At 66.1% G+C, this 14,004-nt stretch carries 15 protein-coding genes; 12 read left to right on the plus strand and 3 right to left on the minus strand.

Annotation, left to right across the window (positions count from 1 at the left end):
- The first annotated feature begins 83 nt into the window (after positions 1-83).
- Positions 84-1,127: a DMT family transporter gene (locus QMF22_RS05925; RefSeq protein WP_283451334.1), complete on the plus strand. Its 1,044-nt coding sequence runs from the start codon at positions 84-86 to the stop codon at positions 1,125-1,127.
- A gap of 2 nt (positions 1,128-1,129) precedes the next feature.
- Positions 1,130-1,834, plus strand: coding sequence for a type 1 glutamine amidotransferase (locus QMF22_RS05930; protein WP_283451335.1), 705 nt, complete (start codon positions 1,130-1,132; stop codon positions 1,832-1,834).
- A gap of 1 nt (position 1,835) precedes the next feature.
- Here the strand turns inward: QMF22_RS05930 and QMF22_RS05935 are convergent, their stop codons facing one another.
- Both QMF22_RS05935 and msrB read right to left on the minus strand, forming a co-directional pair.
- Positions 1,836-2,408: a nitroreductase family protein gene (locus QMF22_RS05935; protein WP_283451336.1), complete on the minus strand. Its 573-nt coding sequence runs from the start codon at positions 2,406-2,408 to the stop codon at positions 1,836-1,838.
- 4 nt (positions 2,409-2,412) lie between these two features.
- On the minus strand, positions 2,413-2,814 hold the full coding sequence (gene msrB / locus QMF22_RS05940; RefSeq protein ID WP_283451337.1) for a peptide-methionine (R)-S-oxide reductase MsrB: 402 nt from the start codon (positions 2,812-2,814) through the stop codon (positions 2,413-2,415).
- Positions 2,815-3,042: 228 nt separating this feature from the next.
- Here msrB and QMF22_RS05945 point away from each other — a divergent pair, with 228 nt between their 5' ends.
- The 10 genes from QMF22_RS05945 to QMF22_RS05990 all read left to right on the plus strand — a co-directional run bounded on the left by QMF22_RS05945 (position 3,043) and on the right by QMF22_RS05990 (position 12,200).
- Positions 3,043-3,360: a DUF3263 domain-containing protein gene (locus QMF22_RS05945; protein ID WP_283451338.1), complete on the plus strand. Its 318-nt coding sequence runs from the start codon at positions 3,043-3,045 to the stop codon at positions 3,358-3,360.
- 82 nt (positions 3,361-3,442) lie between these two features.
- Positions 3,443-4,006 (plus strand): LytR C-terminal domain-containing protein, encoded by a 564-nt coding sequence (locus QMF22_RS05950; RefSeq protein ID WP_283451339.1) that lies wholly within the window; start codon positions 3,443-3,445, stop codon positions 4,004-4,006.
- A gap of 284 nt (positions 4,007-4,290) precedes the next feature.
- Positions 4,291-4,494, plus strand: coding sequence for a cold-shock protein (locus QMF22_RS05955; RefSeq protein ID WP_035834941.1), 204 nt, complete (start codon positions 4,291-4,293; stop codon positions 4,492-4,494).
- A gap of 69 nt (positions 4,495-4,563) precedes the next feature.
- Positions 4,564-5,619 (plus strand): DUF3048 domain-containing protein, encoded by a 1,056-nt coding sequence (locus QMF22_RS05960; protein ID WP_283451343.1) that lies wholly within the window; start codon positions 4,564-4,566, stop codon positions 5,617-5,619.
- 142 nt (positions 5,620-5,761) lie between these two features.
- Positions 5,762-7,390, plus strand: coding sequence for a chaperonin GroEL (gene groL, locus QMF22_RS05965; protein WP_092341848.1), 1,629 nt, complete (start codon positions 5,762-5,764; stop codon positions 7,388-7,390).
- Between the two features lie 170 nt (positions 7,391-7,560).
- Positions 7,561-8,001 carry a hypothetical protein gene (locus QMF22_RS05970; protein WP_283451346.1) on the plus strand — a complete coding sequence of 147 codons (441 nt, stop codon included), beginning with the start codon at positions 7,561-7,563 and terminating at the stop codon, positions 7,999-8,001.
- Positions 8,002-8,032: 31 nt separating this feature from the next.
- Positions 8,033-9,295 carry a sensor histidine kinase gene (locus tag QMF22_RS05975; protein ID WP_283451348.1) on the plus strand — a complete coding sequence of 421 codons (1,263 nt, stop codon included), beginning with the start codon at positions 8,033-8,035 and terminating at the stop codon, positions 9,293-9,295.
- Positions 9,292-9,960, plus strand: coding sequence for a response regulator (locus tag QMF22_RS05980; protein WP_283451350.1), 669 nt, complete (start codon positions 9,292-9,294; stop codon positions 9,958-9,960). Before QMF22_RS05975 ends, QMF22_RS05980 begins: the two co-directional genes overlap by 4 nt.
- A gap of 81 nt (positions 9,961-10,041) precedes the next feature.
- Positions 10,042-10,803 carry an ABC transporter ATP-binding protein gene (locus tag QMF22_RS05985; RefSeq protein WP_283451353.1) on the plus strand — a complete coding sequence of 254 codons (762 nt, stop codon included), beginning with the start codon at positions 10,042-10,044 and terminating at the stop codon, positions 10,801-10,803.
- A complete protein-coding gene (locus QMF22_RS05990; protein WP_283451355.1) occupies positions 10,800-12,200 on the plus strand; it encodes an ABC transporter permease in 1,401 nt (466 codons plus the stop codon). The genes QMF22_RS05985 and QMF22_RS05990 overlap by 4 nt, the downstream gene beginning before the upstream one ends.
- A 221-nt stretch (positions 12,201-12,421) precedes the next feature.
- On the opposite strand, the gene QMF22_RS05995 is transcribed toward QMF22_RS05990, so the two are convergent.
- Positions 12,422-14,002 carry a GMC family oxidoreductase gene (locus tag QMF22_RS05995; protein WP_283451357.1) on the minus strand — a complete coding sequence of 527 codons (1,581 nt, stop codon included), beginning with the start codon at positions 14,000-14,002 and terminating at the stop codon, positions 12,422-12,424.
- Positions 14,003-14,004 lie beyond the last annotated feature (2 nt).

A 14,004-nucleotide genomic window follows, 5' to 3' on the forward strand; every position in this document is an offset into this window, starting at 1 on the left:
CCGGGCCCATGATAGATCATGGGCCCAGTTCCTCAAGGTGGGCCCGGAGGCATTCCGCGCCCGGTACCTCGTAGTATTGCCAGGTGACCCAGGCCCGCGCGCAGATCCGAACCGATGGGACCGTCGCGCCCGCAGTATCCGCTGTGCCGGTCTGGCTGGCCCTGGTCTTCTCGGTGCTGATCGGGGCGCTGTACGCGGTGCAATCGCGGGTGAACGGCGAACTCGGGCACCAGATCGGTGACGGATTCACCGCCGCCGTCATCTCCTTCGGCTCCGGCCTGGTCATCCTCAGCCTCGGCCTCATCGTGGCCAGAAGCGGGCGCCGCGGCCTGCAACTCGTCGCCCGCGGCGTGAAAGCGAAGCACCTGTCCTGGTGGCATCTGCTCGGTGGCCTGGCCGGCGCCCTGTTCGTGCTGTCCCAGGGCCTCGTCGCCGCGCCGCTCGGCATTGCACTGTTCACCGTGGCCGTCGTGGCCGGCCAGACCGTGAGCGGCGTGCTCATGGACCGCTTCGGCATCGGTCCTGGTGGGCGTCGAACCCTGCACGCGTCCAAAATCGTCGGTGCCGCGCTCGCCCTGGCGGCCGTCGCGTTCACCGTCAGCGGCGAACTGCACGGCAGCGGCGCCCTCTGGTTGCTCGCACTGCCGCTGATCGCCGGCATCGGGCAGGGCTGGCAGCAAGCCGTGAACGGTCAGGTGCGGGTCACCGCGCAGAGCGCCCTCACCGCGACCTTTCTGAATTTTCTCACTGGCACCATTGCTCTCGTGCTCGCCGCGATCGTGCACGGCCTGCTGGTCGGCTTCGCGCTCGACCTGCCGAGCAACCCGTGGCTCTACACCGGCGGACTGATCGGCTGCATCTTCATCGCCGGGGCCGCGCTCGTCGTGCGCACCACCGGCGTGCTCATGCTCGGTCTCTGCATCGTCGCCGGCCAGCTGCTCTGCGCCCTCGCGTTGGATCTGCTGGCGCCGTCGGCCGGGCATCCGCTTGGCCTGACGACCATTGCCGGCACGGCTCTCGCCCTGGTGGCCGTCGTCATCGCCGCGGTGCGCTGGCGCCGGCCCGACCACGCACGGGGCACCCCGCGAACACCTGGCCATTCTGACGCACAAAGCGAACGGCTGTGAGTGTGAAACGAATTTTAGTGGTCGAACACGAGGCGAATGCTGGTGTGGGGCTGGTCGGGGAGCGAATCCTCGCGGCCGGCATCGCCCTGGTTCGGGTCGGCCCGGATGCCGGGGCGCCGATTCCCGGTCGTGCCGACGCTTTCGATGGTGTCGTTGTGCTCGGCGGAACGACCGGGCCGATGGACGACGAACGAGCAGCCTGGCTGCCCCGAGTTCGTGAACTCATCGCCGACTGCCTCCAGAACGAAGTTCCGCTCCTCGGGATCTGTCTGGGAGCCCAGATGCTCGCCGTCGTAGCCGGTGGAACGGTCGGCGGGGTGCGGCGGGGCGCCGAGATCGGCTTCAGCGGTCTCAAGCTGACCCACAGCGCCGCCGCGGATCCACTGCTCCATGACCTGCCGACGCCGCTCCGGGCACTGCAGTGGCATTCGCTCGAAGTACACGACCTGCCGGCGAACTCCGTGTCGCTGTGCACCAGCGATCGTTGCCCCAACCAGGCTTTTCGAGTCGGGCCTGCGGCGTGGGGGCTGCAATTTCACCTGGAGGCTTCGGCGGCGACCGCCGAAGCCTGGGCGGAAAGCGACAGCGACGATGTGCGTTCCGCCGGCTACCTGCCGGAACACGTCATCGACCCCATGCGCGAGAACGCAGAAGAACTTCGGCGGGTCTGGTCAGAAGTTGCCGACCGATGGATCGGCCTCGTCTGACTCACAGAACCCCGAGAAACTCCTCGGGGTCGATCGGCAGCCGCACGCCCGGCTTCGAATCCTCCGGAATGCCGCCGACATAGAGCCAGCCGAGCAGCTCTTCGTTGTCGCCGAGGCCGTGCAGGTCCCGCACCGCCGTCGTACGCACGAGCGGTCCAGTGCGCCACATCGCGCCCCACCCCGCGTCATCGAGAAGCAGCGACAGTAGGTGCGCGACCCCTGCCGCCGCAGCATCCTGTTCCCAATCGGTCACCTTGAAACTGACCCGACGTGACGCGACGACCGCGATCAGTAGCGGTGCCCGCAGCGGCTTGGCGGCCAGCTTGAGCGCATCACTACCTTCACAAGCGGATGCCGCCACGAGCGCCGCCCCCAGCCGCTCGCGGGCGTCGCCGCGCAGCTCCACCAGCCGCCACGGACGCAGCGCGCCGTGATCCGCGACCCGCGCCGCCGCGGCAACGAGGGGCAGCAGCTCGGCTCGGGTCGGTGCCAATTCGCTCACTTTGGAGTAGCTGCGCCGATGATTGACGGCCCGAACGACAACCGAGGTGGCAGCATCCGTTGTCGACAGCACCGCTCTACTCGGCGGGCGTGAAGTTGAGCGAGATCGAGTTCATGCAGTACCGGTCGCCGGTCGGCGTGCCGAATCCGTCGGGAAAAACGTGGCCCAAGTGTGAGCCGCAGTTCGCGCAGCGCACCTCGGTGCGCACGCTACCCAGGGAACGGTCTTCGAGTAATTCGACCGCGTCGGGCCGTACCGACTCGTAGAAGCTCGGCCAGCCGCAGCCGGAATCAAACTTGGTGCCGCTCTTGAACAGCTCGGCGTTACACGCACCGCAGGTGTAGGTGCCGGAGCGCTCTTCGTCGAGCAGTTCGCCGGTTCCGGGGCGTTCGGTTCCGGCTTCACGCAAGACCTTGAACTTCTCCGGGCCCAGCTCGGAGCGCCACTCGTCGTTTGACTTCTTGATTGCGTAGTCCATGGTGGACGTCCCTTCGATCCGGCTGTCCGCACCCGGACAACCTCTACCCAGCCTAAACTCGTGCGGCTGCACGCGCATTCCTGGCCGCTAGGTTTCGCAGCGTTTGCACGGCCACCGGTCGTTCGACTGCGCCGTTCCGGGCGTGCCGGAGGCAACATCCAGCCGCCCGCAAATAGGATGAGCCCGTCGGATAACCCGTCGAAACTGCCCTGGGGGAGAGACACAGCAATGAGTGAGAGTACATCGACCCCAGCGCAACGCACCACTCTGCCGGCCGGCAACGCCCCGATTTCGACCCAGCTCAGCGAGCGCGACGAAGCCGTGCTCGCCTTTGAACGGCAATGGTGGCGGCACGTCGGTGCCAAGGAAGAGGCCATTCGCGCCACATTCGGCCTCTCGGCTGCCCGGTACTATCAGCTATTGGGGGCGCTGGTCGATTCACCGTTGGCGCTCGCCTTCGACCCGATGCTCGTGAACCGACTGCAGCGGATGCGTTCCGCACGATCCGAGGCGCGCGCCAGTCGTTCGCTGCCCACCCACGACTAGTACCTGACCGCTTTCCGCCAGTACCGGGCCGCAACGCATCGCTCGATTCCGGCCTGGCTGGCCAACCAAGGATTCAATCACCATGGCGCGAAAATTTGCGAAAGACCGTTTCGACACCCACACGCATGCCCTCGACCGGGTGGGTGCTCACCGTGCTCCCGGCAAGAAGGGCCGCGGCTGGATCGGGTTCTGGTGGGCGCTCGGCTCCACCGTGCTCTTGATCGCGGTGGGCGTGGTCGGAATCTTCGCGATCAACAATCGCCTCGACTTCTCCAATATTCCGGGACTGTCCTCGGCCAGCTCGACTCCGATCCCCACCGAGACCGTCATTCCGACCGCTGAAGCCACCGTCGACCCGGCGCTGACCGTGAATGTGCTGAACGGCTCTGCGACGAACGGTGTCGCAGCATCCGTCAGCGACACCCTCACCGCCGCCGGCTGGGTGGTCAGCGCCACCGGCAACGCGAGCACAGACACCGAACCTTCCACCGTCATCTACTACGGCGATGCCAGCCAAGAAGGTGCCGCACGCGGCATCGCGGCGTCACTGCCGGGCTCGACGATCGTCGTCTCGACCAACTTCATTGATTCAGGCGCCGCTCTGACGGTCGTTGTTGGCAACGACTACGTCATTCCAGCTGGCTGACCCGCACTCGAAACCGCCGACTTAGCGGGCATTATCTGATTCGTCAAGCCCCTTTTCTTCCGCTGCGACTTCAGTAATATCTGGTTTTGGTCACACATTTTGTTCGGGCAATACCCGCCCGGATCAAGAACGCTCGCCCAAGGTAACTTGCACCAGTAGGTAACTTGCAACAGAAGACTTGCTCTCGGGGATTTGCTGCTCGTTCAGAATGAACGCAGTCTCTGCGGCAGGGCCCGGAACAGCCAATGGGCGGTTGCCGTTGAAAACTGAGCAAGGAGTAACACATGGCGAACGGAACCGTTAAATGGTTCAACGCTGAAAAGGGTTTCGGCTTCATCACTGTCGACGGGGGAGGGCAGGACGTCTTCGTCCACTACTCCGCCATTGACATGAGCGGGTACAAGGTTCTCGAAGAAGGCCAGCAGGTCGTCTTCGAGGTCGGTGCCGGTGCGAAAGGCCCCCAGGCTGAATCGGTTCGACCGGCTTGACCCACTCGTAAACGGGGTCTGTCCCCATCTAACGCCGCCCGCTGCAACGGGCGGCGTTAGTGTTTACCGGTGACCAAGAAAAAGACCGCCCGCACCATTCGACCGCTGAAGACCGCGGGTCTGCTCGCCCTGATCGTTCCGGCATTGCTGCTGAGCGGATGCACCGGCAGTAGCGCGACGCCGACCCAGACCCCGACGGCCGCCGCCTGGACGTCGAAGTATGTCGCTCCCGCGGCCACAGAGATCGCCCCGCTCACCGGCCTGACCGTTGCAGTCGGGTCGTCGGCACATCCCTCGCTCGCGGCCAAGATCGACAACCACGTGGCCGCCCGACCGCAGGTCGCGATCGACCGTACCGACCTCGTGTTCGAAGAGCTGGTCGAGGGCGGCATCACCCGGTACGTCGCCGTGTGGCAATCCAGCATTCCCGACCAGGTCGGACCGGTGCGCTCGATTCGCCCGATGGACCCCGACATCATCGCGCCGTTCGGCGGACTCGTCGCCTTTTCGGGCGGGCAGCAACGATTCGTCGACTCGATGAACGCGACCGGTCAGATCAGCGCCATCTTCGACTACGACACGACTGGGCTATTTTCCCGCTCCAAGGCCACAGCCGCCCCGCACAACGTCATCCTCGCGGCTTCCGAATTCGTCAACCGCAACGCCACGGTCGCACCGCCCACCCAGCAGTACGCCTATGCGGCCACGCTCGCCGGGGCATCCGCTGTCGTAGACGGCACCCCGATCTCGGTGATCAACACCCGATTCTCCAACTCGAGTGCCCGCAGCTGGAACTGGAACGCCGAGGCCGCCGCGTACCTGCGCGCGCAGGACGGCGCGCCCGATCTGACTCCGGAAGGCGCGCAACTGAAGGCGACGAACGTCGTCGTGGTGCGGGTGAACGTGACCGTCGACCAAAGCATCCCCAAGACCGAGCTGATCGCGTCGGGTGAAGCGTCGATCTCCAGCGGCGGAAAGACCATCGCGGCCACCTGGAGCAAGGGCTCCCAGACCGCGCCGATCCGCCTCCTTGATGCCAACGGAGTGACAATTCGCCTGGCACCGGGCAATACCTGGTTTCAGCTTGTGCCCAACGGCACCGGCTCGGTCGACCTCGTTCCCTGACCGTCTGCAGATAGCTCGGCGTCACCCCCGGATGCTCGCTTGCACTCTCGACCCCAGAGTGCCAGAATCGTTCTAGCACTCTCGTCACATGAGTGCTAACCCCATAATCGTTTGGAACGTCCGGGAGGGACGAGTTACACATATGGCAAAAATCATTGCATTCAATGAAGAGGCCCGTCGTGGGCTTGAGCGCGGCCTGAACATTCTGGCCGACACCGTCAAGGTCACCCTCGGCCCGCGCGGCCGCAATGTCGTTCTGGAGAAGAAGTGGGGCGCCCCCACGATCACCAACGACGGCGTGTCCATCGCCAAGGAGATCGAGCTCGACGACCCGTACGAGAAGATCGGTGCGGAGCTCGTCAAAGAGGTCGCCAAGAAGACGGATGACGTAGCCGGCGACGGCACGACCACCGCAACCGTTCTCGCCCAGGCCCTGGTTCGCGAAGGCCTGCGCAACGTCGCAGCCGGCGCCGACCCGATCAGCCTGAAGCGTGGCATCGAGAAGGCCACGGCCGCTGTCATCGCCGAGCTCGTCGCCAGCGCCAAGGAAATTGAAACCAAGGAAGAGATCGCCGCCACCGCGTCCATCTCCGCCGGAGACACCGAAATCGGCGCCATCATCGCCGAGGCCATCGACAAGGTCGGCAAGGAAGGTGTTGTCACCGTTGAGGAGTCGAACACCTTCGGCACCGAGCTCGAGCTCACCGAGGGCATGCGCTTCGACAAGGGCTTCCTGTCGGCGTACTTCGTCACTGACCCCGACCGTCAGGAAGCGGTCTTCGAAGACCCCTACATCCTGATCGTCAACTCCAAGGTCTCCAACATCAAGGACCTGCTCCCCATCGTGGACAAGGTCATCCAGACCGGCAAGCAGCTCCTCATCATTGCTGAAGACGTCGACGGTGAGGCCCTGGCCACGCTCGTTGTGAACAAGATCCGTGGCATCTTCAAGTCCGTCGCCGTCAAGGCTCCGGGCTTCGGTGACCGTCGCAAGGCCCAGCTGCAGGACATCGCCATCCTCACCGGTGGACAGGTCATCTCCGAAGAGGTCGGCCTCAAGCTCGAGAACGTCACCCTTGACCTGCTTGGTAGTGCCCGCAAGGTCGTCATCACCAAGGACGAGACCACGATCGTTGAGGGTGCCGGCGATGTCGAAGCCATCGCCGGTCGCGTTTCGCAGATCCGTGCCGAGATCGAGAACACCGACAGCGACTACGACCGCGAGAAGCTCCAGGAGCGCCTCGCCAAGCTTGCTGGCGGCGTTGCTGTCATCAAGGCCGGAGCCGCAACGGAGGTTGAGCTCAAGGAGCGCAAGCACCGCATCGAAGATGCAGTGCGCAACGCCAAGGCTGCCGTCGAAGAGGGCATCGTCGCCGGTGGTGGAGTTGCACTCATTCAGGCCGGCAAGACCGCATTCGAGGGCAAGGCAATCCTTGACCTCGTTGGTGACGAGGCGACCGGCGCGAACATCGTGCGCGTTGCCATCGACGCCCCGCTCAAGCAGATCGCACTCAACGCCGGCATGGAGCCGGGCGTTGTCGCCGACAAGGTGCGCAACCTGCCCGTCGGATGGGGCCTCAACGCCGCCACCGGCGAGTACGTCGACATGATCGCTGCCGGAATCAATGACCCGGTGAAGGTCACCCGCTCCGCGCTGCTGAACGCATCGTCGATCGCCGGACTGTTCCTCACCACCGAGGCCGTCGTCGCCGACAAGCCCGAGAAGAACTCGGCTCCGGCCGGCGACCCCTCGGGTGGCATGGACTTCTAAGTCCCGCCAGAAGTACACGAAAATGGGCGTCTCCTTCGGGAGGCGCCCATTTTTTGTGCGTTCCGCGTCGAGCCATGAGTTCGGTCCACCCGACAGAGTCATCCTTGCGAGGTAGCGCGCAACGACTCGGGACGGACGACCGCGCGGTCGTGACCTAGCAGGCTGGAGATATGAAAATGATCCAGCTCCTCCCCGTTCTCGCCGCCGCAGCGCTGACCGCCCTCGCGCTCACCGGGTGTTCGAACATCATCGAACAGGTCCAGCGCGAGAAGTCGCTCGAATTCCCGTCTGTGCCGATCCTCACCGAGGAATGGGACCAGCGTGCGGACTGGCTGCCCGCTGATGCGACCCAAATTACGATCCGGGAGGCGGCGGCCGGCGGCGGTCCGGCCATCCTGGCGGCGACAACCAACTCGGACCTCGACCCAATGCAGTGTGCGGAGACCGACCGGCAGTCGGCACCGACCTACGCCGAAGACTGGTCACCGGATGACGTGTACGTGGATCGTGTCTTCGCCTGTGCCAACTGGGCCGTAATCAAGACCGCCGACGGCTGGTACGGCTGGACGCCGAACGACCCAGACGAGCTGGCCGTGTCCCCCGCGCAATGATCGCCGGTCATTCACCGTCTACGGTTGAGTCATGATCCGCAGCCTCTCCCGCCCGCAACTCGTGGTGGATGCTGCGGTCGCCGTGATCGCGATCCTTGCGCGCAGCGTGCTGGGCTATGACGCTGCGGTGGTGTTCTGGGTGACCGTCGGCATGGCCGGTGCCCTGTTCCTCAGGCGGCTCAGTCCGGGTATCGCGCTCGGGCTAGCGTGGTGCACCGTGGCCGTTCAACTCTCCGCATCGTTGCCTCCCGACATCGCGAACGCGGCCGTTCTACCCGTGCTGTATGCCACGGCCGCCTACGGTTCCCGAACCGTACGGTGGGCCGGTCTCGCATCGGTGCCCATCGGTGCGGTGATCGCGACCGTGTACGTGCTCTTCCTACAGTCCGGCGGCCTCGACGGGCTCACCAGACTCGCGCTGCAGGTACGAACCGGCGAGGCCTTCCAGGGTGGAGCCCCCGGGGTGATCGGTTTCGTCTCTGCCGTGGCGCTGTTCGGGCTGAGCTGGGTTCTCGGACTGCTCGTGGCTACCTGGCGCACCGCCCGCGAGGGCAGGGCGGCTCTCCGTTCGGCGGCAGCCGAGCAGGCCGACGCCCTGCGCGAAGTGGCCGTGGAGCAGGAGCGAACCCGCATCGCCCGCGACATGCACGACGTGGTGGCGCATTCCCTGGCCGTCGTCATCGCCCAGGCCGACGGCGGCCGCTACGCCCGTGCCGCCAACCCCGAGGCAGCGGATGAAGCATTCCGCACCATCGCAAGCACGGCCCGGTCAGCCCTCGCCGACGTGCGAGTACTGCTGGGCCAGTTGCGCGCCAACGATGAGGCCGCTCCCAGTCGCGACGGATCAGACCGGTCCGTCACGGCGGCACCGCAGCCGAGCCTGGACGATCTCGACCGGCTGGTCGACCAGTTCCGTGCCTCCGGCCTCACCGTGGAACGTAACGAAACCGGCCCAGCTGCCCAGCTCGGCGCCGGTCACCAGCTTGTGATCTACCGCATCGTGCAGGAATCGCTCACCAACGTGCTCCGCCACGGCGACGCCGCGAGCACCGTGGCCGTCGGCTTCCGCTGGCAGTACGACGTTCTCACGGTCACGATCGACAGCGGGCTGCTCGTGCCCCGCGACAGAGGCGCGGTACCGGACGGGCACGGCATCGACGGCATGCGCGAACGGGCGGTGTTGGCCGGCGGGTCATTCTCGGCGCGGGAGATCGGGGATCGTTTCGTCGTGTGCCTGACTCTTCCGGCGCTGACCGCGGCGCCGCCGCTCTCCGACGAGGCGGTGTCCGAATGAGCGCTCCCATCCGCGTCGTCCTTGTCGACGACCAGGCGCTGTTCCGCGCCGGTCTCCGACTGCTCATCTCGTCGCAGGCCGACCTCGAATGCGTGGGCGAAGCCGGAAACGGGGCCGATGGCATCCGCTTGGTGGAAAGTGCCCGGCCCGACGTGGTTCTCATGGATATCCGCATGCCGGTCATGGACGGCATCGAAGCCACCACGCGCATCGTCGACGCGGCGACCGCGGCGGGCGGGGGCGGCCCCCGCATCATCGTGCTAACCACCTTCGACCTCGACGAAGCCGCGGCGCGGGCGATTCGCGGGGGCGCGAGCGGTTTCGTGCTCAAAGACGCCGACCCGGAGTTTCTGCTCGCGGCCATCCGCACCGTGCACGCGGGCTCCTCCGTCATCGCTGCCGCGCAGATCATCGAACTGTTCGAGAACTTTGACACTAAGCGGATGCCGCCGGCCCCGCCGGTCGCCTATACCCGGCTCACCCCGCGCGAGCAGGAGATCTTCGCGCTCGCGGCCCGGGGGCTCAGCAACGCCGAGATCGCGGCGGCGGAGTATCTCAGTGAGGCGACGGTGAAGACGCACATCAGTCGAACCCTGGCCAAGCTTGAATTGCGCGATCGTGTTCAGCTGGTGGTTTACGCCTACGAGAACTCGCTCATCGCCTAGCCAGCCGATCATCCCTGCGATGTAGCACAACCATCCTTCGGCCGGACTCGCAAGCTGAGTCGGCTCTGCAGACTGGAAAACATGAAACCTACAACCACCGACCTCGGCCTCGTCGCCCGGGTGGCTCTCCTGCACAAGTCCTACGGGGCGACCAACACTCGCGTGAACGCGCTCACCGACGTGAGCGTCGGCATCCGTCGAGGCGAGTTCACCGCCATCATGGGGCCAAGCGGATCGGGCAAATCCACCCTGATGCACATCATGGCCGGCCTCGACACCGCGACCAGCGGATCGGTGTGGCTCGGCGATACCGACATCTCCGGGCTCGATGACTCGAGCCTGACCGTTCTGCGCCGCCGGCGGGTCGGATTCATCTTTCAGTCATTCAACCTGGTGCCCACCCTCGACATCAGCGGGAACATTCTCTTGCCCTTCGAACTGGACGGCCGCGCGCCGTCGATCGACGAGCGGGCCTGGATCGACCGGCTGGTCGCGGTGCTCGGACTCACCGATCGGCTGCGCCACCGCCCCCACGAGCTCTCGGGCGGGCAGCAGCAGCGCGTGGCGATCGCCCGGGCCCTCGCGACCCGGCCGGACCTGGTGTTCGCCGACGAGCCGACCGGCAACCTGGACTCCCGAACTTCGAGGGAGGTGCTCACCCTGCTGCAGACGGCGAGCCGGGAGTACGGGCAGAGCATCGCCATGGTCACCCACGACCCGGTCGCGGCCAGCTACGCCGATCGCATCATCCTGCTGAACGACGGCCGAATCGTGGATGACCGCGGCCGATCGACCGCCGAACAGATCAGCACGATCATGCTCGGTATGGAAGCCCGGTCATGAACCTCACCGTGCACACTCTGCGCGAGCATGCGCCGAGCATCCTGGTGGCGGGCTTGTCGACGGCGTTCGGTGTCAGCCTGATCTCGATCACCGGTGTTCTCGCCGAGGTGATCGGCAATTCCGGGCTCAACAGCGCCACGCTCACGTTCATCCTGTCGTTCATCGCGGCCGTCTTCATCGTCATCGCGCTCTACGTCGGAGCCCTGGTCACCGCGAACACCTTTGCCACCATCATCGCCGGCCGGGTTCGTACGATTGCCCTGCTGCGGCTGATCGGTGCCAGCGCCGCCATGCAGCGCCGCGCTGTGGCCCGCGAAGGTTTCACGGTGGGTGTGGCCGGAGCTGTCATGGGCGGCATCGTCGGCGTGCTGTTTCCTATTCTCGTGGTCTCGGTCGGGGTGCAGTCCGGTACAATCCCACCGGGAACCTACAGCTACCTCAGCGCCCAGATGCTGCTGCCGGTCGTGGCCGTGGCGCTCACCACGACCGCGGCGTCTTGGGCCGGGTCGCGGCGCGTACTGTCGGTGTCGCCGATGGACGCCCTCGGGGCGGCCGGCGAGTCATCGCTCGGCGCGCAGAGCGAGCGCCGAACCCGAAACCGGGTTGCTCTCGCAGTTTTCCTCGTCGGTGATGTGATCCTCGTGCTGGGAATGCTGGTGGGCCTCGTGCATCCGCTCGGCGTGCTCATCGGCCTCCTCGGGGGGATACTGTCGTTCAGCGGTGTCGTGCTGGGAGCTGCCGTGGTCATGCCGCGAGCCCTGCGCGTGGTCGGCCGGGTGTTCGGAACGAGCGCGACCGCCCGGCTGGCACGCGAGAACGCCGTGCGCTACCCGGAGCGGAGCGCCCGCACGACGATCGGTCTCGTCATCGGCGTCACCCTGATCACGACGTTCGCCGTGACCGTTGCGAGCTACCAGACCATCATCAAGGCGGCGCAGGAGGCTCAGCCGGGGGTGTACGAGGGCGTCGACCCGATTCTGGCCATCACCGTGGGCGTCTTCTCGGTGCTCATGGGCTTCAGCGCCCTGATCGCCGCCGTCGGAATGGTGAACAACCTCTCGCTCAACGTGCTGCAGCGCACCCGAGAACTCGGCCTGCTGCGCGCACTCGGGTTCACCGCCCGGCAGATCCGCCGCATGATCCTCATCGAGAGCGCCCAGCTCAGCGCCGCGGCCGTGGTGGTCGGGTTGGTGCTCGGCACCTTCTACGGCTGGGCTGGCGCACAGTCGCTCATTGGGGGAATCCAAGGTTCACCGGGCATCGTCATGCCGACCGTGCCGCTCTTGCTGGTTGCGGTGATCGCGGTAGCAGCGGCGGCCCTCACAGCGGTCGCCTCCGTGGCGCCCTCTCGTCGGGCCACCCGCATCACCCCGGTCGCGGCCCTCGCGACTGAGTAGGCGTAGCTGGCCGAGCGGGTGTGGTGCCACCCGGAGGGTCGCCGGCCGGAGCCGAGTTCTTTTAGCCTGGTCGGCAACGACCGCCTCGGTGGCATGGACTTCTGAGTCCAGCTATGACGACAGAAAGTGGGCGTCTCCTTCGGAGGCGCCCACTGTTCCGTCCCGCGTTCCGCCGGCGGGCAGACCCGAGCGGCGGGCAGACCAGAGCGGCGGGCTGCTGGTTAGCGGATGTTGCGGCTCGCCTTCACGAGTTCGGCGCACCGCTCGCCGATCATCATGGTGGTGATGTTCGGGTTGACGGTCACCAGTTCGGGCATCACCGAGGCGTCGGCGACGCGCAGGCCCGTGACGCCCTTCACCCGCAGTTCGGGGTCGAGCGGCGAGCCGAGGTCGTCGACGGCGCCCATGCGCACGGTGCCGGCCGGATGGTAGACCGTGTTGTGGGTCTTTTCGATGTAGTCGGTGATCTGGGCATCCGTTTGAACGTCGATGCCCGGGTACAGTTCAACGCCGGCCCACTCGGCCATGGCCGGCTGGGCAACGATCTCTCGCGCCCGGCGAATGCCGGCCACCATCACGCGCATGTCGTGCGGGTCGGTGAAGTAGCGCGGGTCGACCATGGGCTTGTCGCGGTAGTCGCTCGAGCGCAGCTTGACCGTGCCGCGCGAGCGGGCATGCGTCACGTTCGGGGTCAGGCAGAAGCCGTTCTCCGTGGTGGGGTAGCCCTGGCGGGCTGTGTGCATGTCGAACGGCACCGAACCGTAGTGGAACATGAGGTCGGGGCGGTCGAGCCCCTCCTCGGTGGTCGTGAAGATGCCGGCCTCCCACCACTGGGTGGATTCAGTGGTCATCGGCTGCTTCGCCTCCCACTGGATGACGCCCTCGGGGTGGTCCTGCAGGTTTTCGCCCACGCCGGGGGAATCGGCGAGCACCTCGATGCCGAACTCGGCCAGTTGTGCGGCCGGGCCGACGCCGGAGAGCATGAGCAGTTTCGGCGAGTCGATGGCGCCGGCCGAGAGGATGACCTCGGCGCGCGCGGTGAGCCGGTGCGTCTTGCCGAAAGCGGCGTCGACGACGTCCACGCCGATGCAGCGCTTATTCGCGTCGAAGACGAGCCTGCGCGCGCGCAGGTCGGTGAGCAGGGTGAAGTTCTCGCGCTGCATGATGGGGTGGATATAGGAGACCGACGACGACGCGCGCGTGCCGTCGGCCTGCCGGTTGATCTGAAAGAAATTCGCGCCATTCACCACGGTCGTGCCGGAATTGAACGTCGTGCGCGGAATGCCCGCCTGCTCGCAGGCGTCCAGCAGGGCGACGCCGCACGGATCGTTGGCGGGCACGTTCATCAGGTGCACGGGACCGTCGTGGCCGTGATGGGACGTCTGGTCTTCGTTGGTTTCGAGCTTGGTGAACAGGGGGAAGGTGTTCGCGGCCTCCCAGCCGGTCGCGCCGTGCTTGCCGGCCCAATCGTCGAGGTCTTCGGCCGGCGCCCAGAAGGCGATGCAGGAATTGTGACTCGAGCAGCCGCCCATCACCTTAGCCCGGGCGTGCCGCATGAACGAGTTGCCGTGCTCCTGCGGTTCGATCGGGTAATCCCAGTCGTAGCCGCTCTCGAGCAGTTCCATCCAGCGGTCGAGTCGCAGAATGGCGTCGATGCCGCGGTCGTCTGGTCCGGCCTCCACGAGGGCGACCTGAACGGCGGGGTCTTCCGAGAGTCGCGCGGCGACGGCGGCTCCCGCCGACCCGCCCCCGATGACGATGTAGTCGAATTCGGTGGGCACAGCTGGTGTTGCAGTGGTCAATT

Source organism: Cryobacterium sp. PH31-L1, assembly GCF_030063145.1.
Taxonomy (GTDB): Bacteria; Actinomycetota; Actinomycetes; order Actinomycetales; family Microbacteriaceae; genus Cryobacterium.